Raw genomic sequence first — 20055 nt, 5'->3', positions numbered from 1 at the left:
CACGCGACAGGATGCGCCTGCGCTTATTCGCTCAGGTTGCGTCCGTGAAACAGTTCTTCGATTTCGCGCTTGAGCAGCGTTTCGATCTTCATGCGCTCCTTGAACGACAGGTTCTTGGCGCGCTCTTCGAACAGGTACTGATCCAGGTCGAAGTCCTTCAGGTGCATCTTCGTGTGGAAGATATTTTCCTGGTAGACGTTGACGTCGAACATCTCGTAGCGCGACTTCACGTTCTTGGCGAGAAATTGCTGGATCGAGTTGATCTTGTGATCGATGTAATGCTTCTTGCCCTTCACATCGCGCGTGAAGCCACGCACGCGGTAATCCATGATCACGATGTCCGATTCCAGACTCTCGATCAGGTAGTTGAGCGCCTTCAACGGCGAAATCACGCCGCAGGTCGCGACGTCGATGTCGGCGCGGAACGTGGCGATGCCTTCCTGCGGGTGCGTTTCCGGATATGTATGGACAGTGATATGACTCTTATCCATATGAGCAACCACGGCATCGGAGATCAACTCCTTGCCGGCCTGCTTCTTGTCGATCACCGGTTCTTCGGAGATCAGGATCGTCACCGATGCGCCCTGCGGATCGTAGTCCTGACGTGCGATATTGAGGATGTTGGCGCCAATGATCTCGGCCACATCGGTCAGGATCTGCGTCAGACGATCGGCGTCGTATTGCTCATCGATATACTCGATGTAGCGCTGACGCTCCTCTTCGGTACGCGCATAACAGACGTCGTAGATGTTGAAGCTCAACGCCTTGGTGAGGTTGTTGAACCCCTGTAGCCTCAGACGAGGCAACGGCTTGACCACGTCGGTCTGTCCTTATGGAAAGCGGGAAAGGAGTCAATTATGAGCCAAAGATCCCAGCAACGAAATGCCGATGTTAAGAGTGGTTTACCTTGCATGACTCATGCCGTTAAGCTTCAGGAATCACACGCGGAACTACCATGAGCCCAGGAAATACGACGGTTGTCACTACGACGGTACGTAACGCTACCCCTTCCCTGGCGCTGGACGCGGGCACCATCGAGCGTTTCCTGGCGCACAGCCATCGAAGGCGCTATCCGACCCGGACCGATGTGTTCCGGCCAGGAGACCCGGCCGGCACCCTCTACTACGTGATCAGCGGCTCGGTGAGCATCATCGCCGAGGAAGATGACGACCGTGAGTTGGTGCTGGGCTACTTCGGCAGCGGCGAATTCGTCGGCGAGATGGGGTTGTTCATCGAATCCGATACCCGTGAGGTGATCCTGCGCACCCGCACCCAGTGCGAGCTTGCCGAGATCAGCTACGAGCGGCTGCAGCAGCTGTTCCAGACCAGCCTGTCGCCGGATGCGCCGAAGATCCTGTATGCGATCGGTGTTCAGCTTTCAAAACGGCTGCTCGATACCACAAGGAAAGCCAGCCGCCTGGCCTTCCTCGACGTGACCGACCGCATCGTGCGCACGCTGCACGACCTGGCCAAGGAGCCGGAAGCGATGAGCCACCCGCAGGGCACCCAGCTGCGTGTCTCGCGCCAGGAGCTGGCACGCCTGGTCGGGTGCTCGCGCGAAATGGCCGGCCGCGTGCTCAAGAAGCTGCAGGCCGACGGCCTGCTGCATGCACGCGGCAAGACCGTCGTGCTGTACGGCACCCGCTGACGGCGCTGTGCAGCCAGTGCCTTGTGCACTGGCTGCATGCCGGTTTCGGCTCCGATGGATTCGATTGCGACGGTGCCAACATCGGCACTTCATGCCCTCTGCAGCGGCACTTTTGCGCGATACCTCTTATAAGAGAGTCTTCGCGCCGTCGAACCGCACGCTCTGCATCGCGACTGCGTCACGATCCTGAAGATTCGTTGCGCTGCAGATCGCATCCGCCTGCCCGAGCGATCCGCAGCCCTAATGCGCCATCGCAAGCTGGACTGCGCAATCGTTGCGCTCCGCGCGAAACGACCTAGCTGCCTGAATGTTGCGCTCGCCTACAGCGCCTTGCCGCCGCGGTCGCGGCAACCCCAGTTGAGGATGGGCGTGCCTGTCGGCAGTACCTGGCGGAACAGCGCTTCGCGGTTGGCCTTGGGATTGACCACCACCGGCGCGCGCGCGGCCTTCAAGAGCGGCAGATCTGCGGTGCTGTCCGAGTAGGCGATGGCGATATCGGCGTAGCCGCGCTCGCGCAGCATGCGCATCTTTTCTTCGTTATGGCAGTGACGTCGCGCAGTGACTGCGCCCAGGCGCGGGCCGACCAGGCTGCCAATGACCGGCACGTCCTGGTGGGCCACGAAACCGAGAATGGCGCGCGCCAACTCCGGCGGTGCGCCGGTGGCGACCACCACACGGTCGCCGGCGGCGCGGTGTTGGGTGAAGACCTTCAAGGCATGCGGGAGCAGGCGCTGGCGGATCTGCGCTTCATGCTTGAGCACGTATGCGTCGATGAAACGGTTGAACTCGCGCGCGCGGTGCAGGCCGAACGTGGCGATCCACACATAGCCGGACACGCCGCGCCGCCGGGTTGGCAGCATCGCCACCATCGGACCGAGAATTGGCGAGGCCAACAGCGCAACCAGCAAGCGCAACGGGTTGCGCTTGATCAGCCAGGCAAACAGATGACTGCCGGAATCGCCGTCGTACAACGTGTGGTCGAAGTCGAAGACCACCAGCGGTGCGTCTTCGCGCGGAACGGGATACGGCTCAGTCATGCGCGAAGAATAGCTGACGCAGCGACTCGCCGGGTTCGGCCGCGCGCATGAAGGTCTCGCCGACCAGAAATGCGTTCACATCGTGACTGCGCATCAGTTGCACATCGGCCTGGGTGACGATGCCGCTCTCGGTGACCAGCACGCGATCGCGCGGCACCGCCGCGCGCATGTCCAACGTGGTCTGCAGCGTCACTTCGAAGGTGCGCAGGTTGCGATTGTTGATGCCGATCAAGGGCACCGGCACCTGCACCGCACGCTCGAGCTCGTCGATGTCGTGTACTTCCACCAGCACGTCCAGGCCCAGCTGCATGGCCAGGCCCGATAGATCGGCCAGTTGGGCGTCTTCCAGCGCGGACACGATCAGCAGGATGCAGTCGGCGCCGAGCACGCGGGCTTCGTAGACCTGATACGGGTCGACGGTGAAATCCTTGCGCAGCACCGGCAGCGTGCAGGCGTCGCGCGCCTGGCGCAGATAGGCATCCGATCCCTGGAAGAAATCCACATCGGTCAGCACCGACAGGCATGTCGCGCCACCGAATTCGTAGCTGACCGCGATATCGGCCGGCTGGAAGTCCGGCCGGATGACACCCTTGGACGGGCTGGCCTTCTTCACTTCGGCAATCACGGCCGGGTCGCCTGCGGCGATGCTGGCCTGCATGGCAGCTGCAAATCCGCGCGTGAGCGGCAGGTCGGCGCTGCGCGCGATCAACTCGGCCAGCGGCACGCGCGCACTGCGCTCGGCGATTTCGTCGGCCTTGCGGGCAAGAATGGTGTTGAGGATGTCGCTCATCGTATCGGGTCCTGGCGGGCGGGCATTATCGGTCAAGACGGGCGTACTGCAGCGCGGCTGCGCGCCATCACGCAGCATGCCAGCGCCACGGTGGGGACGCCGGCGGGTGATGGCCGCTGCGTGGCGGTTGCCGGCATGGCTCAGGCCTGCCCGGCAAGCTGGCGGGTATAGGCGACATAGGCGTGCACCCGCGCGCGCGCCGAGCCGTCGGCGATGACCGCGCGTGCGCGCAGCACGCCATCGGCAATGCTGTGGGCCACGCCGGCCACGTACAACGCAGCACCGGCGTTGAGCGCCACGATATCCAGCGCGGGGCCGGGCACGTTGTCCAATACCTGCAGCAACATCGCGCGCGATTGCGCAGCATCGGCCACCTTGAGGTTACGGCTGGCCGACATGGCGATGCCGAAATCTTCCGGGTGCACTTCGTATTCGCGCACTTGGCCATCGCGCAATTCGCCAACCAGCGTGCCAGCGCCAAGCGAAAGTTCGTCCATGCCGTCGCGCCCCCACACCACCAACGCGCGTTCGGCGCCGAGTTCGTGCAAGACACGCGCCTGGATACCGACAAGGTCGGGGTGGAACACGCCCATCAGGATGTTCGGCGAGCCGGCCGGATTGGTCAGCGGACCCAGGATATTGAAGATGGTGCGCACCCCCATTTCGCGCCGCACCGGTGCCACCACCTTCATGGCCGGGTGATGCACTGGTGCATACATGAAGCCGATGCCGGTGTGCGCCAACGCGCTGGCAACCTGTTCGGGCTGCAGCTCGATCACCGCGCCCAATGCTTCCAGTGCATCGGCACTGCCGGATTTGGACGAGACGCTGCGATTGCCGTGCTTGGCCACCTTGGCACCGCCGGCTGCGGCGACGAACATGGCGCAGGTGGAGATGTTGAAGGTATCCGAACCGTCCCCGCCGGTACCGACGATGTCCACCATGTGCTGGCGATCGGCCACGTCCACGCGGCGCGAGAACTCGCGCATCACCGTGGCCGCACCGGCGATTTCGCCGATGGTCTCTTTCTTGACCCGTAGCCCGGTGAGGATGGCCGCGACCATCATGTCGGAGACCTCGCCGCGCATGATCTGCCGCATCAACTCGACCATTTCGTCGTGGAAGATTTCGCGGTGTTCGATGGTGCGTTGCAGGGCTTCTTGCGGCGTGATGGGCATGGAAACAACCGTGGCAGAACGTGATGGATGGAGACGCAGGCGGCTTGCGACGCGCGCGATCAATGCAGGAAAGCGCAAGCGCCAGGCGACGCGACTGCCGTGGCAGCTGCGACGATCACTGGCCTGGACGCGTCATGCGATAACGCGCCTGCGGCTGCACTTCGTAATAATCGGCCGGCCCGCCCGCGCGCAGAATCGTCTGCACTGCGCCCGGATCATAGATGCCCTCGTGCAGCGCCGACCTGGCCAGGTGCACGCCGACCACTTCGCCCAGCACCAACCAGGTCTGGATGGCGTGACCGGCAGCGGTTTGCAGCGGCAGCAGCTGGCTGAGCCGGCATTCGAAACTGACCGGACTGGCAGCGACCCGTGGCGCAGCGATCAGCCGCGATGGCGCCACCTGCAGGCCGGCCAGACCGAATTCATCGACCTCCGCAGGCACCATCGCCGCGCTGGCGTTCATTGCTTCTGCCAACGGCCGGGTGGCCAGATTCCAGGTGAATTCGCCGGTGGCTTCGATGTTGCGCAGGCTGTCCTTGCGACCGATGCTGGCAAAGCCGACGATCGGCGGGATGTAGTTGAATGCATTGAAAAAGCTGTACGGCGCCAGATTGGCGATGCCCTCGGCGCTGCGCGAGCCGATCCAACCGATGGGACGCGGGCCGACGATGGCGTTGAACGGATCGTGCGGCAGCCCGTGACCCTGCGTCGGCTCGTAGAAATGGATGCTGTCGTCGGGTGTGCTCATCGTGATCCGAATGCAGTGGAAGGCGGCGCGGTGTTTGAACACGTAGCACAGTACGGCGCGCGTCGGGCGATGTCGCGATGTCGCATCGTCGCTGCACCGATGCCGCAATGCGATACGTCACGATGACACAGGCACATCGCAATCAACGCTGCAGAAAGTTTTTCAGCAAGGCATGTCCGTGCTGGGTCAGGATCGATTCGGGATGGAACTGCACGCCTTCGACCGGAAACTGGCGATGGCGCAGGCCCATGATCTCTTCCATCGAGCCATCCGGATTTTCGGTCCAGGCGGTGACCTCCAGTGCGTCCGGCAAGGTGGTCTTGTCCACCACCAGCGAGTGGTAGCGCGTGGCCTCGTAGCTGTCCGGAAGGCCGGCAAACACGCCCTTGCCCTGATGACGAATCGGCGAGGTCTTGCCGTGCATGATGTTGCCGGCGCGGATCACATCGCCACCGTAGACCTGGCCAATGCTTTGATGGCCCAGGCACACGCCCAGGATCGGCGTGGTCTGACCCAGCTGCTCGATCAATTGCAGCGAGATTCCGGCTTCGTTGGGCGTGCACGGACCGGGCGAGATGACGATGCGCTCGGGCTTGAGCGCGGCGATCTGGTCGACGCTCATGGCGTCGTTGCGCACCACAATAACCTCGGCGCCCAGCGCCTGCAGGTACTGCACGAGGTTGTAGGTGAAGCTGTCGTAGTTGTCGAGCATCAGCAGCATGGCAAAGGACTCATTGCGCGATCAGGAAGACCGCATAGATGTTTTCGGTATAAGTGATAGTGCCGGTCATCAGGCTCTCGCCGACTCCCTGGCCCACTGCGCTTGGCGCAGGCGACGACGGTGGAGCCGGCGGCGAAGGCGGAGACACGATCGAGCCTGGCGTTGCCGCTGTGGCGGCCGACCAGGTGCCTGCTTCGACGCCATAGGCAAAATTGGGAGCGACATCCGAAATGCTGTAAATGCCGCCGAGCCGGACGCCGTACGCAGCGGCAAGCCCCTGAGCGGACTGGCGTGACTGCGTCGCGGCTTCACGCTTGAGTTCCGCACGTAACGCGGCAGCATCGGCGTAGGCCGTTTGCATCGATAACACCTGCACATTCTCGTTGGCGTCCAAGTCGCCGAGGAAGGCACGCACATCTTTCAATGAAGTAAAGGCGCCACGAATCCTGCGCTCCACCCGGGTCCCCTCGAAGACGGATTTGCCCGCCTCATAACGCGATTGCGGAGAAATCGAGAGTGCAGAGGCGTAAAGGGAGTCCTTGAGAACGTGATCGCGCTGTAATCCATCCAGAACCAACCTGGCACGGCCTTCGACAAACTTCCGCGCCAAGTCGGGCTGTAATTCCGTCTTGCTGATCTTGAGGTCAACGATAAAGCGGTCTGGATCGACCGTGCGAAACGCCTGGCCTTTGACCAACAAATGCGGCTGCGACGGCAGGGCATTGATCTGCGCCATTCCAACAGTGGGCAGCGTCAGCACAGCGGCGAGCATCCAACCAGCGATTGTGTTCATCGTTGTCGTCCTTGAGGTCTAGTCATGGCCCTGCACTGCGTGCTGCTGCAAAAGGGCCGCCACGTCCGCACACAGCCGATCGACCGCCGTGGCCGTGGTCGCCCACGAGGTCACGAAGCGGATCACCTGACTGCCATCGGTGCGCACTTCCCAGCGCTCGAAGTCGTAGCCTTGCGCCAGCTGCGCGGCCTGCTGCGCGCTGACGGCGATGAACTGCTGGTTGGTCGGCGAGTCGCTGGTGAAATGCGCGCCTGCCGCAAGCAGGCCGGCGCGCAGGCGTTGCGCCATGGCATTGGCATGCGCGGCCAGTTCGAAGAACAGACCATCTTCGAACAACGCCGCAAATTGCGCGCCAAGCACCATGCCCTTGGCCAGTAGCGCGCCACGCTGCTTGATCAGGTAACGCAAATCGGGCTGCAGCGCCGGATTGACGATGACCAGCGCTTCGCCGAGCAGCGCACCATTCTTGGTGCCGCCGATATAGAACGCATCGGTCAGCGCGGCAATGGTGGGCAGATCCAGATCGTTGCCGTCGGCGGTCAGCGCCGCCCCCAGGCGCGCGCCATCCAGGTACAGCAGCAGATCGTTCGCGCGACAGAAGCCAGACAATTCTTCGAGTTCTGCACGTGTATAGAGGGTGCCGCTTTCGGTGCTGTTGGAAATGTAGACCAGGCGCGGCTGCACCATGTGTTCGTTGCCATGCATAGCCAGCACCGGCCGGATCAACGCAGGCGTCAGCTTGTCGTGCAGCGCCGGGACAGTGAGCACCTTGTGGCCGGTCGCTTCGATGGCGCCGGTCTCGTGCGTGGCGATATGCGCCGCGTCCACCGCGATGACGGCCTGATGCGGGCGCAAGAACGCGCTGATCGCAATCAGATTGGTCTGCGTGCCGCCGACCAGCAGATGCACGTCGGCCTGCGGCTGCGCGACGGCATGGCGGATCAAGGCAACCGCATGCGCTGTGTGCCGATCGGTGCCGTAGCCGGGGTGCTGATCGGCGCTGGCCTGCGCCAACGCCTGCAACAGCCGCGGATGCGCGCCTTCGCTGTAGTCGTTGCGAAAGCTGATGCGCGTCGTGCTGCCCTGCCCGTCCATCACAGGCCCTTGGCCGCCTGGGCAACTGCGCGAAACAGCGCGCGCCCCTTGTTCATGGTCTCCTGCCACTCCAGGTCGGGGTCGGAGTCGTAGACCACGCCGCCGCCGGCCTGCACATACAGGTAGCCGTCCTGGATGACGGCAGTGCGGATGGCGATGGCGGTGTCGGCATCGCCATGCCAGCCGATATAGCCCACCGCGCCGGAATAGACATTGCGTTTGACCGGCTCCAGCTCGCGAATGATTTCCAGCGCGCGGATCTTCGGCGCGCCGCTGACGGTGCCGGCCGGGAAGGTGGCGCGCAGCACATCGCTGTAATTCAGACCGGCCTTCAGGGTGCCGGTCACTTCGCTGACGATATGCATGACATGGCTATAGCGTTCGATCACGAACTGCTCGCCGACCTTGACCGTGCCCGGTTCGGCCACGCGGCCGACATCGTTGCGCCCCAGATCGATCAGCATCACGTGCTCGGCGCGTTCCTTCGGGTCGGCCAGCAGTTCGGCTTCCAGTGCCTTGTCCAGTTCGGGCGTGGCGCCGCGTGGGCGGGTGCCGGCGATCGGGCGCACAGTGACCACGCCATCGCGCAGGCGCGCCAGAATTTCCGGCGACGAACCAACCACCTGGGTACCGCCGACATCGAGAAAATACATGTACGGCGACGGGTTCAACGCACGCAACGCGCGATACACGTCCACCGGGCGCGCGCGGAACGGCACGCGCAAGCGTTGCGATGGCACCACCTGGAAGATGTCGCCGGCGCGCACGTATTCCTGCGCCTTGCGCACCACGGCGTGGTACTCCTCGCGGGTGAACGAGGAATGGAAGTCCGCTTCGTCGATCGCATCGGAAATCTGCGCCCGCGGATAACCGGCGCCGCCCTGACGCAGGCGATGCGCCAGCTCGTCCAGGCGCCGATTGGCGCGCACATAGGCTTGCGGCTGGCGCGGGTCGGCATGCACGATCAGGTACAGACGGCCCTTGAGGTTGTCGAACACCGCCAGCTCTTCGGAGAGCATCAGCAGGATGTCGGGCGTGCCGAGTTCGTCGGGTTTGTCGCCACTGCCCAGGCGCGGTTCGATGTATTGGATGCATTCGAAACCGAACCAGCCGACCAGCCCGCCGGTGAAGCCGGGCAGGCCATCGAGTTGCGGCACCGAATGTTCGGCGCGCAACGCATCGACTTCAGCCAACGGGTCGGCGACCTCACGGGTCTCGACGACTTCGCCGTGTTCGCTGACCTCCAGCGTGTGGCGCCGAAAGCTGTACACGCGCCGCGCCGGCAGGCCGATGATGGAGTAGCGCCCGAAGCGCTCCCCGCCTTCGACCGATTCGAACAGATAGGTGTAGGCGCCGTCGGCGAGCTTCAGATAGACCGACAGTGGCGTGTCCAGGTCGGACAGCACTTCGCGGACAACGGGAATACGGGTGTGGCCTTCAGCGGCCTGGCGCTGGAACTGCTCTGCAGTGATCAAGACGACTTTCCTTCCGGGACTCTGTGGCGGGGCGGACGACGGCAACGGGCCACCATCGCCACCAGCGGCGAGCGAAAGAGAAGGAGCGTGGGGTCGTCAGGCGGGACACGCGGCTACTGTAGCGCAACTGCTGGCCCAGGGCAGCAGCCGGGGGCGAACGTCGTTCAACAACGGCGAAGGTGGGCTGTGGCGATTGCCTGGCCCACCCGAAACGCATGCGAAGCTTTCCCGATCCCCCCATCCCCGATTCCCGATTCTCACCGGCCAAGCAAAGGGCACTCACCCGGCAAGTGCATTCGCAGACGCGCCGGGACGCATTCGATGCGGAAGTGCCGCGAGGTTTCCGGTTCGCCGTCCAGGTTCAAAGTCAGCGGTTGCTGGGAAACGATTTCCAGCCACGGCACGCGGGCGCGCACGGCCACGCGTTCGAGCGCGGCCTGTTTGCCGCCAGTGACCAGGGTGCCGAGCGTGGCGGCCACTTCCCCGTCGAGGTCAGGGACGATGGTGACATCCAGCAGGCCGTCGTCGATCAGTGCCTCCGGGCACAGCGCCTGGCCGCCACCGGCCTGGCGCCCGTTCCCCAGGCCAAGTGCGATGAATTCGCCTTCCCAGCTGAACTCCGGGCCGCTGAAGCGGGCGCTGATCGGGTCGATGCGGCCCAGCCGCGACATGCCGGTGATGAGATAGGCCAGGCCACCGAGCATCTTCTTCAGGCCTTCGTCGGTTTCCACCGTGACCTGGGTGCCGAAGCCGCCGCTGGCCACGTTGGCGCACCAGTGTGGGCCGTGGTCGGCGTCGATCCGCAACAGGTCGACCGGCTGCGCGACGCGCTCGGCGATCAGGGTCAACGCCTCCAGCGGGGCGATCGGCAGATTGGCGGCGGTGGCGAAGTCGTTGGCGGTGCCCAGCGGCACCAGGCCCAGCGACGGCAGCGAGGCCGCATCGCCCTCGTGGTGCGCCAGGGCGGCGGCCACTTCGCTCAGGGTGCCGTCGCCACCGGCGGCCACCACCGTGTGCACGCCATCGGCCACCGCCTCGCCCACGTAACGCTCGGCATCGCCGTCTTCCCAGGTGACCCGCACATCGAGCTGGATGCCGCGCTTGCGCAGCGTTCCCACCGCCTCACGCAGGTCCATGTTGTCGGTGGACTTGCCGTTGAGGATCACACGCCAGTGGGACGGGGCCATGCGCGCTGCCGATGCTGTGAGGGTAATGGCCGCAGGCTAGCAGCGGGCCAATGGGCAGATCGTGAATAGGCGCTGGCTGCGCACTGTCATTGCGGTGTCATCGATGACCCGGAGAGTGGAAGGCCATAGCAGGGACGACGGGCGGAGGCAGGATCAGCCTCCAATTTTCTTGAAGGCCGCCCCGATAGGAGCGGCCTTCCTTTTGCATGAGGCTGGATTGCGCGGCGTGCCTGGCTCAGGCGCCTGCCGCAAATGCGGCCAACCGTTCGCCGTCGAGCCGGTACACGGTCCAGCCGTCCATCGGGTGCGCACCGACTGCCTTGTAGAAGTCGATGGCCGGCTGGTTCCAGTCCAGCACCGACCATTCGAACCGCCCGCAGCCGCGCTGCACGGCCAGCTGCGCCAGGTGCCGCAACAGCGCAAGGCCCGCACCCTTGCCGCGCGCTTCCGGCCGGACGAACAGGTCTTCCAGGTACAGGCCGTTGCGGCCCAGCCAGGTGGAGTAGTTGAAGAAATACACCGCAAAGCCCAGCGCCTGACCGTCCTGCTCGCAGATCAGCGCATGCGCGGTGGCGCCGTCGCCGAACAGACTGGCGCGCAACTCCTCCAGGCCGGCCTTGACTGCGTCCGGCTCGCGCTCGTACACCGCCAGCGCGGTGATGAGTTCATGCAGCAGCGGCACATCCTCAGGCGTGGCGCTGCGGATCTGCGGTGCGGGCCGGCTCATCGCACCGCATCCACCGCCGCGCGCATCTGCGCAATCACCTGCGCATAGTCGGGCGCATTGAAAATGGCCGAGCCGGCGACGAAGGTGTCGGCGCCGGCCGCGGCAATCGCACCGATGTTGTCGGCCTTGACCCCGCCATCGATCTCCAGCCGGATCGGCTTGCCCGTCGCGTCGATCTTGCGGCGGATGGCGCGCAGCTTGTCCAGTGCGGACGGGATGAAGGCCTGCCCGCCAAAGCCCGGGTTGACCGACATCACCAATACCAGGTCCAGCTCGGGTAGCACCCAATCCAGGATGTCCACCGGCGTGGCCGGGTTGAGCACCAGTCCGGCCTGGCAGCCGTGCGACTTGATCAGCTGGATCGTGCGGTGCACGTGGCGGCTGGCTTCGGGGTGGAAGCTGATGGTGGTGGCACCGGCGTCGGCGAAATCCGGCACGATGCGGTCCACCGGCTCGACCATCAGGTGCACGTCGATCGGCGCGGTGATGCCGTGCTTGCGCAGCGCCTGGCACACCATGGGGCCGATGGTGAGGTTGGGCACGTAGTGGTTGTCCATCACGTCGAAGTGCACCCAGTCGGCACCAGCCTTGAGGACGTTGTTCACTTCCTCGCCCAGACGGGCGAAATCGGCGGACAGGATGGACGGGGCGATCGCCGTCGGTTGCATGGGCAGCTCGGAAAAATGCAGGAGCGCCATTGTCGCAACCGTGGCCCGGCGAGGAAAGCCGGATGCCGCTGGGCGCTGGGGCTTTCGATGTACAGCGCGCTGCGTCGACGCCCGGCACTGCGTAACACAGCGGTTTTCGGCGTGCAGCCTTGGCTTCAGTGCTTGCGCTGCCGTTGAATCCGGTCGTAGGCGGCGTTGATCTGGCTGGCCTTCTTTTCGGCCTGGCGGCGGGCTTCCGGGTCGGCGTTGGCGACCTTGTCCGGGTGGTAGCGGGACATCAGCCGGCGATAGGCCAGGTCGATCTCGGCAGTGGTGGCGTCCGGCTCCAGGCCCAGCGCCTCGTACGGATTTTCCGCGCGCCGTTTGAACCAGCCGGCGTCGACCGCGTGGCCGATCGCCAGCCCGATCAGCAGCCCCACCACCGGCGCCCCGCGAAACAGCAAGGCACCGGCCAATGCGCCGAGCAGTTTTCCGTACCAGGACATGGGGGCGATCGGGGGCGGGAGGCGGGCTGGCGATCTTACCCGAACGCCCGCCCGGCCTGGCTGACGGCTCCTGCACAAGCCCCACCGCGCGGGCTTCCAATAAATTCTGCGGGAGGCGGCGAAGCGCCGTACACTACGCGGCCCGCTGCCTACCCGCGGGCCCGCCGGGTCCCGGGGACAGCGTCATAGCGACGTCCTTAGGAGTGCCTGTGTCGACCACGCTGTTGCAATCCGATCTGCCCGGCCTGCCGTTGCGTCACCGTGGCAAGGTCCGCGATGTCTTCGATCTTCCCCGCGACCGCCTGCCCGCCGATGCGCCCCCGGGCGACTATCTGTTGATGGTGGCCACCGACCGCCTGTCTGCGTTCGACGTGGTGCTGCCCGACCCGATTCCCGGCAAGGGCGAGATGCTGTGCCAGGTATCCAACTTCTGGTTCCACAAGACCGAACACCTGATGCCCAACCACCTGGTGGACATCCGCGTGGAGCAGGTATTGCCCGAGGGTGTCGATCCGGCCTTGTACGCCAAACGCGCCGTGGTCACGCGCAAGCTCAAGCCGGTGCCGGTGGAAGCCATCGCCCGCGGCTATGTGATCGGCAGCGGCTGGAAGGATTACCAGCGCACCGGCAAGATCAGCGGTATCGAATTGCCCGACGGCCTGCGTCAGGCCGAGAAACTGCCCGAGCCGATTTTCACTCCTTCGACCAAGGCAGCGGTTGGCGACCACGACGAAAACATCGACTTCGATGCAATGGTCAAGACGGTCGGCGCCGAGCTGGCCGAACGCGTGCGCGATGCCACCTTGCGCATCTACCGGTTCGCAGCCGATTTTGCTGCCGAACGCGGCATATTACTGGCCGATACCAAGTTCGAATTCGGTACCGATGCCGATGGCCGCCTGTACATCATGGACGAGATGCTGACTCCGGATTCCTCGCGTTATTGGCCGGCCGACCAATACGAACCGGGCACCAGCCCGCCGAGCTACGACAAGCAGTTCGTGCGCGATTATCTGGAAACCCTGGACTGGGGCAAGACCGCGCCCGGCCCGCGCCTGCCGGCCGACGTCATCGATCGCACGCGTGCGAAATATGCCGAAGCGCTGCAGCGGCTGGCGGATATTTCGGTGGATTGATTGCACGCGCCCGGTGAAAGGGCGAGGCGGCGCAGTACGCAGACGCCTATGCCTGCGAGCGCCGACATTCTCGGCGCGTCGATTTCTCGACTACCGACTGAAGGCCAGGTTGGTGATCAAGCGTGAAGCTTCATGACGGCTATCGCACACACTCGCCCACCAGCATCCCCACCGCGCCCACTGCGATGGTGTGTTCTCTTGCCCAGCAAGGCCGCAATGACCATGTCAAGTCACTTGTGTCGCGTGCTGCCTGCCTTGCGCAGCGCACTAATTCCCGGTCTAGCGCTCGCACTGAGCGCCTGCACTGCCGGCGAATCTGCACCCCACGCCGTTCCCTCATCAGCACCGGCAGCACCTGCGAAGAACAACGCACCCGCAGCATTGCAGGTCAACGCCAGACTTGGCGCGCTGATACAGGCCGCTGGCGCAACCTGCACGGATGCAATGACTGCAACAGGATGCACAGCAGGCAATGTCGACACGGGTGATTTTTACGATGTGGAGTTTTTGCCCGATTGTGGCGATAAGGGCTTCTTCGCCGGCGTCGCCCAGGCGAACGGAGCAGATCTGTTGGATGCCGTTCCCGTCACCGGCAGCAGCGCAACGGCTACAGCCAATCTTGCCCAAGGCCAGCTCGTCTGCGTCCAGGCGATCGGCCGCGCCGGACAGAACCCGCGGTATTACTACGTCGCCGCAATTCCAGCGAGCACCGTTGCAAGGTGCGAGAACACCGCATTGTGCAAAACCTACGGCGACAGGCCGATCAAGCAGATCAAGCCTGCAAGTGGCGAGCACTGCCACGCCGCAGCACCAGGACAATCCACTGGCAATTGCGCGCAAGGATGGGTGAGTGCGGACGCACTCGAAGTATTTTCCAACGGAATCTAGTTGCGCGCACCAAACGGGTGATTTGCAGGCAACCCATCCATCACTGCATGACGATTGCTGCAATGGATCCAGATGAGGTACCCGGCCCGTGTTGAGGACACTCACCGGCCTTGGCATCGTTTGAGCAATCGGCCACCGTCATTCCGGTCACGCTCCCAGGGTGCGGGCCTGCTGCGTCCGGCCGGCTCGCCGCACTCTGGCCCCACAAGCCTTCACGCATTTGCACACAGCGCGCAGATACCATCCTGCGCGCTCGCACATCGCCCGATACGATCAGGAGGATCCGTTGGCCCTTTTACGAACATCTCTGCATGCCCTCGCACTGAGCCTGGCGCTGGTTGCCTGCAAACCGCAAGCAGAGCCAGCAGGCGCAGCAATGCCCGCGGCGACAGCAGAGGCAGCGGGTACCGCGCCTGCCGCCTCAACCCCTGCTACGGCGTCGGCCACGCCCGCTCAGCCGACGACCTGCCCGACCGCCGACTTCTCTGCATTTCTAAAAAGCTTCAGTGCAGACATCGCGGCCCAGGAGAAAGCCACGGCCGACCCGCTGACCATGATCCGGATCGATCCGGATGCGCAGCCGGAACCGGCGCCAGTCACTCGCGAGGTTGCGCTGGCCGACGTCAAATGGCCGGTTATCCCGAACCTGGACGTGGCCCGCTCCGCGGGCCGCGAGGTCGTGGTGTCCGAGAACGCAGGCGGTCGCCAGGTGCTGGTGCGTACACCTGACAGCGGCGACCAACAGGTCTACCACTTCGCCCAGCGCCCATGCTGGACCTTGGTCAAGGTCGACGACCAGTCGCTGTAACGGCGCGGGCAAGTAACGGCGCGGCCAACACCGCGCCACGCAAAAACCCAAATCAGGAGACGGCCGTGCCCCCCTTCAGAGTGCTCATCCCCGTGCTGGCAGTAGCGCTTGCCGCGTGTAACGGTCCGCAGGCAGCCGATGCGCCTGAAACGCCGGCCAATGCACCCGCAGCCGCGGCTGGCCCACCCGCACCGGCCGCGACACCTCCTGCCACACCGACACAAGGGACTGTACCCATGGCAACGATCGACTCCTTCGTTCCAGCAGGATCGAAGGCGCTGGATACCCAACGCGGCGACCTGACTGGCGCCGGACATTCGGACGCACTTGTCGTGATTTCTCCGCCGGCAACCGGCAACGAAAAGCTCGGCGAAGGGCAGCCACGTCGCGTCCTGCTGCTGACCCAGAACGCCGATGGCAGCCTGCAAAAGGCCGCTGAAAATAATCGCATCGTGCCCTGTGCCCGCTGCGGCGGTCTGGCAGGCGACCCGTATGCGTTTTCGCGCGTCCAGCCCGGGCAATTCACCATCTCCATCTCAGGCGGCTCGCGCGAGCGCTGGGCCGACGACTTCACGTTCAAGTATTCGGCAGACAAGCAGACCTGGTTGCTGGACAAGGTCGTGCGCGATCTTTCCGATACCGAGACCGAACAACACAACACCCTGGAATTAACCGACAAGGATTTTGGGACGGTGACGTTCCAGGACTTCGACCCCGCCACGCTCAAGAAAGTCGCGGCGCTGGATGAGGCTGGAGCCCAGAAACAAAATTAAAGGGAAGTAATGGCTGACGCGGACAAGGATGGGTCCGTCTTTTCATGTTGCTGAGAAATGAGGAGTTACACCATGGCAACCGATCGCGAAACTGGGCTGCTGCAGGCAGCCTATGCAGCGGGAATCACCCGGCCCAACGAATTGGCGAATTTCATGGCCCAGGTAGGCCACGAATCGGGCGGACTCAATCGCCTGGAAGAAGGGTTCCGCTATACCCGCGGCCTCTCGCAAGTGAGCTCGAAAGTGCGTTCTGCACTGCGCGAAGGACCGGAGGCGCTGGAAGAAGCGCGCCTTGAGGCATTGCGCGGCCAGCCGGAGAAACTCGCCGAATTGATGTATGGCGGGCGCATGGGCAACAACGAGCCCGGCGATGGCTATCTTTACCGTGGTCGCGGCTACATCCAGCTCACCGGCAAAGATCAGTATCGCGAGGCCGGCGAAGCGCTGAAACTCGACCTGGTCGCGCACCCCGAACTGGCCGCGCAACCGGAAAACGCGTCGCGGATCGCAACCTGGTACTGGCAGCACAATGTGCCGCAAGCGGCCAGGCAGGATGCGCATGCAGCAGGCGTTGCGATCAACGGCGGCGATCCGCCCAATGGACTGGCTGACCGCGAAAGCCGCTTCGCGCGCTGGCAGCGCGACCTCACGCCCGATGTGATGCACAAGCTCGAACACGGTCAACTCGGACAGACCGTCGCGCCCGCGCAGCATTCGGCACCGACGCAAGCACCGCATGCCGGTTCGAACGCGCATTCGTTCCAGGCCACCATGGAGCGCATGCTTCCGCCGCAGAACGGCACCGCGCCGCATATCACCGGACATTACGGCGAGCACCGCAGCGCGCGCGACCACGGCGGCACCGACTTCAATTATCAGGGCGGTCAGGCAGGACGCAATTTGCAGCATCCAACCGTGCATTCGCCGGTCGCCGGAACGGTGACCTTTGCCGGCGGAAGCTACGGCACCGTCAAGATTCGCGATGCACAAGGCAACTCGCACGAGATCCTGCATCTGGATGGCGTCAAGGTCAAAGAAGGGCAAACGCTGTCGGCAGGCGACGCGATCGGCACGATGGGGGGACGTGGGCCCAATGGCGCAAGCCAATATGCGCAGCATGTGCATTACCAATTGCGCGATGCCAACGGCAAATTGACCAGCCCCGAGACCTTCTGGAATCAGGGTCACCAACACGAAGCGGGTGCGCGCCACACCCAGGCAGCAGCGGCAAGCGGCACAGGTGCCCTGCGGCATGGCGACAACAGTCAGGATGTGGGCAAGCTGCAGCAGGACCTCAACCGTCTCGGTGTACGCGATGCACAAGGCAACCGCCTGGCCGAAGACGGGCGCTTCGGCGACAACACGCGTGAGGCGGTAATGGCGTTCCAGAAGCAGCATGGGCTGCAGCAGGACGGTGTTGTCGGCCGCGATACGCGTGCAGCATTGGCTGCACAACCGGCGCAGACCCGCGAGGCGCAGGTTGCTGGGCCGAAAGGGCCTTCGCTCAACGATGCATCGCATCCCGACCACGCGCTACATAACGCAATCCGCAGCAGGCTGCCAAGCATGATCTCCAACGAGACGGCGGCACATGTCACGCTGCAGGCGAAGCAGAATGGGATCGACAGCGCGGACAAGTTGCAGAACGTGACAGTGCAGGACGGCAAGGCATTCGTCATGGGCACCACGCCGGGCTTCCGTGCGGCGGTGGACCTGAACCAACCTGCTCCGACACTTGAGCAAACCAGCGCGCAGTTGCTGGCTGGTCACTCGCAGCAGCAACAGGCCCAGCAAGAACAGCAGAAGGTTGCGATGGGAGGTCGCTGATCTTTCAGCGATAGATCAAGAAGACGCCGGCCAGGAGATTGGCCGGCGTTCTTGTTTCCAGATGCACCGTGGGAGTCACGACACATCGCGCAAGCTGATCGTCATTCAACGGCCAGCGCGCGTGGTGATGGGACACCGCAACACCCCGCGCTGGCGCAACGATACGGCGCAACCCTGCCTGACACCACTGCATTGCGCGCATGCTTGGCCGCAGCGGCCAATGACACCATGCATCCGCTGCGCCTCTGCGATGTGCGCCACAGCGGAAAGTGGCCGGGCGCACAGAACGCAACACATCCGTAATTTTTACTACTGTCCAGTTCGTGACTGTGCAAGCGTAACTGCCGGCACCCAAGGTGCCATCGGCGACCGGCTGTCGGGGGGCTGCCGGTCTTTGCATTGCACGTTTTCTGGAGAGAGTCGTCATGCAATTCCATGTCCTGGGCGCGGCAATCTGCTGCGCGCTCTCGTTTTCTGCTGCCGCGAATGCTGCCGATGTGTCGGCAAATGCCGCTGTTTCGCGCGCGCAATCGTTATTGGGGAACAACGCGTCTGCATTGGCCAATCGCGCGCCGGCCGACGCCTTCATCGCACGCGACAGCATCGTCGATGCCGACGGTACCGAACATGTGCGTTTCGATCGCACCTATCAGGGCCTGCCGGTGATCGGCGGCGACGTGGTGGTGCACTCGCGTCGCGGGGTGATGCGTGAATTGAGCCAGACCATGGACACCACGGTGCGTCCGAGCCTGGTGCCGGGAATCGATGCGGCAACCGCGTTGCGTGTGGCCGGTTCGCACTTCGATGTGGCGCAGGATGCCGCGCCGCGTGCGAGTCTGGCGCTGTATGCACGCCAGGGCGCGCCGCGCCTGGTGTACGAGGTAATTTACAGCGGCGTCAAACCCGACCAGACACCGACCGAGATGCATTACATCGTCGATGCGGTGAACCAGCGCATCCTCGAATCCTGGGATACCGTGCATACCGCATGTAGCGGCGGCACCAGCGCCGCTGGCACAGGACGTTCGTTGTATGCGGGCAGCGTGACGGTGAACACGACGCGCTGCAGCAGCACCAGCTACGAAATGACCGATCTCAGTCGCGGCAGCGGTGCGACCTACAACATGCGCAACAGCACCTCCGGCAATGGCACGCTGGTCACCGATGCCGACAATGCCTGGGGCAGCGGCACCACCGGCGATACGGTCACCGCAGCGGTCGATGCGCATTACGGCGTGGCGTTGACCTGGGACTATTACCGCACCACGCATTCGCGCACAGGCATTGCAAACGATGGGGCCGGTGCACGGAGCCGGGTGCATTACGGTAGCCGCTACAACAATGCCTTCTGGCAGGACAGCTGTTTCTGCATGACCTTCGGCGATGGCGATGGCAGCACGTTCACGCCGCTGGTGTCGGTGGATGTGGCCGGTCACGAGATGACCCACGGTGTGACCAGCCGCACCGCCGCGCTGACCTACTCGGGCGAATCGGGCGGTTTGAATGAAGCCACGTCCGACATCATGGGCACCATGGTGGAGTACTCCGCTGCCAACAGCGCCGAGCCGGGCAATTATCTGATTGGCGAGAAGATCATCCCCAACAACAGCACCGGCACACTGGCGTTGCGTTACATGTTCAAGCCAAGCCTGGATGGCAAATCGCCCGATTGCTACAGCAGCAGCCTGGGCTCGCTCAATGTGCACTACAGCTCGGGCGTGGCCAATCACTTCTACTATCTGCTGGCCGAAGGGGCGGTGGTGCCGAGCGGGTTCGGCTCGGGCACCAGCTACAACCTGACCCCGACCAGTCTGGTCTGCAGCGGCTCCACGGCGCTCACCGCGATCGGCCGCGCCGCGGCCAGCCGCATCTGGTATCGCGCACTGACGGTCTACATGACCTCGTCCACCAACTACGCGGCGGCCCGTCGGGCCACGCTGAGCGCGGCCACCGATCTGTACGGCAGCACGTCCACGCAATACCGCGCGGTAGCGGCGGCGTGGAGCGCGGTCTCGGTGAACTGACGGTGCGTCCCTCGCCACGCCACCAAGGCGTGGCGAGGGCACATCTG

20 protein-coding genes are annotated in these 20055 nt (G+C 64.1%); 7 read left to right on the top strand and 13 right to left on the bottom strand.

The genetic code is table 11. From position 1 onward, the window contains the following. Positions 1 to 23 precede the first annotated feature (23 nt). Positions 24 to 818, bottom strand: a complete 795-nt coding sequence (speD, locus tag HLH45_RS07180; protein WP_007967854.1) for an adenosylmethionine decarboxylase — start codon at positions 816 to 818, stop codon at positions 24 to 26. Between the two features lie 137 nt (positions 819 to 955). Here speD and crp point away from each other — a divergent pair, with 137 nt between their 5' ends. Further along, positions 956 to 1648: a cAMP-activated global transcriptional regulator CRP gene (crp, locus tag HLH45_RS07175; RefSeq protein ID WP_005914205.1), complete on the top strand. Its 693-nt coding sequence runs from the start codon at positions 956 to 958 to the stop codon at positions 1646 to 1648. Between the two features lie 320 nt (positions 1649 to 1968). On the opposite strand, the gene HLH45_RS07170 is transcribed toward crp, so the two are convergent. The 12 genes from HLH45_RS07170 to HLH45_RS07115 all read right to left on the bottom strand — a co-directional run bounded on the left by HLH45_RS07170 (position 1969) and on the right by HLH45_RS07115 (position 12552). Further along, entirely contained in the window at positions 1969 to 2685 is a 717-nt protein-coding gene (locus HLH45_RS07170; RefSeq protein WP_008575591.1) for a haloacid dehalogenase-like hydrolase, read from the bottom strand. Then, positions 2678 to 3475, bottom strand: coding sequence for an indole-3-glycerol phosphate synthase TrpC (gene trpC / locus HLH45_RS07165; protein ID WP_033478978.1), 798 nt, complete (start codon positions 3473 to 3475; stop codon positions 2678 to 2680). The genes HLH45_RS07170 and trpC overlap by 8 nt, the downstream gene beginning before the upstream one ends. A 140-nt stretch (positions 3476 to 3615) precedes the next feature. Continuing rightward, complete coding sequence (gene trpD, locus HLH45_RS07160; RefSeq protein WP_008575589.1) at positions 3616 to 4653, bottom strand: anthranilate phosphoribosyltransferase; 1038 nt, start codon at positions 4651 to 4653, stop codon at positions 3616 to 3618. Positions 4654 to 4768: 115 nt separating this feature from the next. Beyond that, complete coding sequence (locus HLH45_RS07155; protein ID WP_074053256.1) at positions 4769 to 5401, bottom strand: flavin reductase family protein; 633 nt, start codon at positions 5399 to 5401, stop codon at positions 4769 to 4771. A 142-nt stretch (positions 5402 to 5543) separates the two neighbouring features. Further along, positions 5544 to 6122 carry an anthranilate synthase component II gene (locus tag HLH45_RS07150; protein WP_008575586.1) on the bottom strand — a complete coding sequence of 193 codons (579 nt, stop codon included), beginning with the start codon at positions 6120 to 6122 and terminating at the stop codon, positions 5544 to 5546. Positions 6123 to 6132: 10 nt separating this feature from the next. Beyond that, positions 6133 to 6915, bottom strand: a complete 783-nt coding sequence (locus tag HLH45_RS07145) for an SIMPL domain-containing protein (RefSeq protein WP_033478977.1) — start codon at positions 6913 to 6915, stop codon at positions 6133 to 6135. A gap of 18 nt (positions 6916 to 6933) precedes the next feature. Further along, a complete protein-coding gene (locus tag HLH45_RS07140) occupies positions 6934 to 8010 on the bottom strand; it encodes a threonine aldolase family protein (protein WP_008575583.1) in 1077 nt (358 codons plus the stop codon). Then, positions 8010 to 9485, bottom strand: a complete 1476-nt coding sequence (gene trpE, locus HLH45_RS07135; RefSeq protein ID WP_008575582.1) for an anthranilate synthase component I — start codon at positions 9483 to 9485, stop codon at positions 8010 to 8012. The genes HLH45_RS07140 and trpE overlap by 1 nt, the downstream gene beginning before the upstream one ends. Positions 9486 to 9742: 257 nt before the next feature. After that, positions 9743 to 10672 carry a lipid kinase YegS gene (yegS, locus tag HLH45_RS07130; RefSeq protein WP_033478975.1) on the bottom strand — a complete coding sequence of 310 codons (930 nt, stop codon included), beginning with the start codon at positions 10670 to 10672 and terminating at the stop codon, positions 9743 to 9745. 235 nt (positions 10673 to 10907) lie between these two features. Continuing rightward, complete coding sequence (locus HLH45_RS07125) at positions 10908 to 11399, bottom strand: GNAT family N-acetyltransferase (RefSeq protein WP_008575579.1); 492 nt, start codon at positions 11397 to 11399, stop codon at positions 10908 to 10910. Beyond that, positions 11396 to 12097: a ribulose-phosphate 3-epimerase gene (rpe, locus tag HLH45_RS07120; RefSeq protein WP_008575577.1), complete on the bottom strand. Its 702-nt coding sequence runs from the start codon at positions 12095 to 12097 to the stop codon at positions 11396 to 11398. Before rpe ends, HLH45_RS07125 begins: the two co-directional genes overlap by 4 nt. Positions 12098 to 12222: 125 nt before the next feature. Beyond that, a complete protein-coding gene (locus HLH45_RS07115) occupies positions 12223 to 12552 on the bottom strand; it encodes a J domain-containing protein (protein ID WP_008575576.1) in 330 nt (109 codons plus the stop codon). A 209-nt stretch (positions 12553 to 12761) separates the two neighbouring features. On the opposite strand from HLH45_RS07115, the gene HLH45_RS07110 reads away from it, so the two are divergent. From HLH45_RS07110 to HLH45_RS07085, 6 genes are all read left to right on the top strand, one after another. Then, entirely contained in the window at positions 12762 to 13688 is a 927-nt protein-coding gene (locus HLH45_RS07110) for a phosphoribosylaminoimidazolesuccinocarboxamide synthase (RefSeq protein WP_008575574.1), read from the top strand. A 216-nt stretch (positions 13689 to 13904) separates the two neighbouring features. Then, positions 13905 to 14576: a hypothetical protein gene (locus tag HLH45_RS07105; protein ID WP_074053258.1), complete on the top strand. Its 672-nt coding sequence runs from the start codon at positions 13905 to 13907 to the stop codon at positions 14574 to 14576. A gap of 286 nt (positions 14577 to 14862) precedes the next feature. Continuing rightward, on the top strand, positions 14863 to 15384 hold the full coding sequence (locus tag HLH45_RS07100) for a hypothetical protein (RefSeq protein ID WP_074053480.1): 522 nt from the start codon (positions 14863 to 14865) through the stop codon (positions 15382 to 15384). Positions 15385 to 15620: 236 nt separating this feature from the next. Next, entirely contained in the window at positions 15621 to 16157 is a 537-nt protein-coding gene (locus HLH45_RS07095; protein WP_008575567.1) for a hypothetical protein, read from the top strand. A 72-nt stretch (positions 16158 to 16229) separates the two neighbouring features. Next, positions 16230 to 17984 (top strand): peptidoglycan-binding protein, encoded by a 1755-nt coding sequence (locus HLH45_RS07090; RefSeq protein WP_008575565.1) that lies wholly within the window; start codon positions 16230 to 16232, stop codon positions 17982 to 17984. A gap of 425 nt (positions 17985 to 18409) precedes the next feature. Beyond that, complete coding sequence (locus HLH45_RS07085; RefSeq protein ID WP_008575564.1) at positions 18410 to 20008, top strand: M4 family metallopeptidase; 1599 nt, start codon at positions 18410 to 18412, stop codon at positions 20006 to 20008. Positions 20009 to 20055 lie beyond the last annotated feature (47 nt).

It is taken from the genome of Xanthomonas euvesicatoria (genome assembly GCF_013112235.1).
GTDB lineage: Bacteria > Pseudomonadota > Gammaproteobacteria > Xanthomonadales > Xanthomonadaceae > Xanthomonas > Xanthomonas euvesicatoria.
This window is presented reverse-complemented; position numbering and strand designations above follow the sequence as displayed.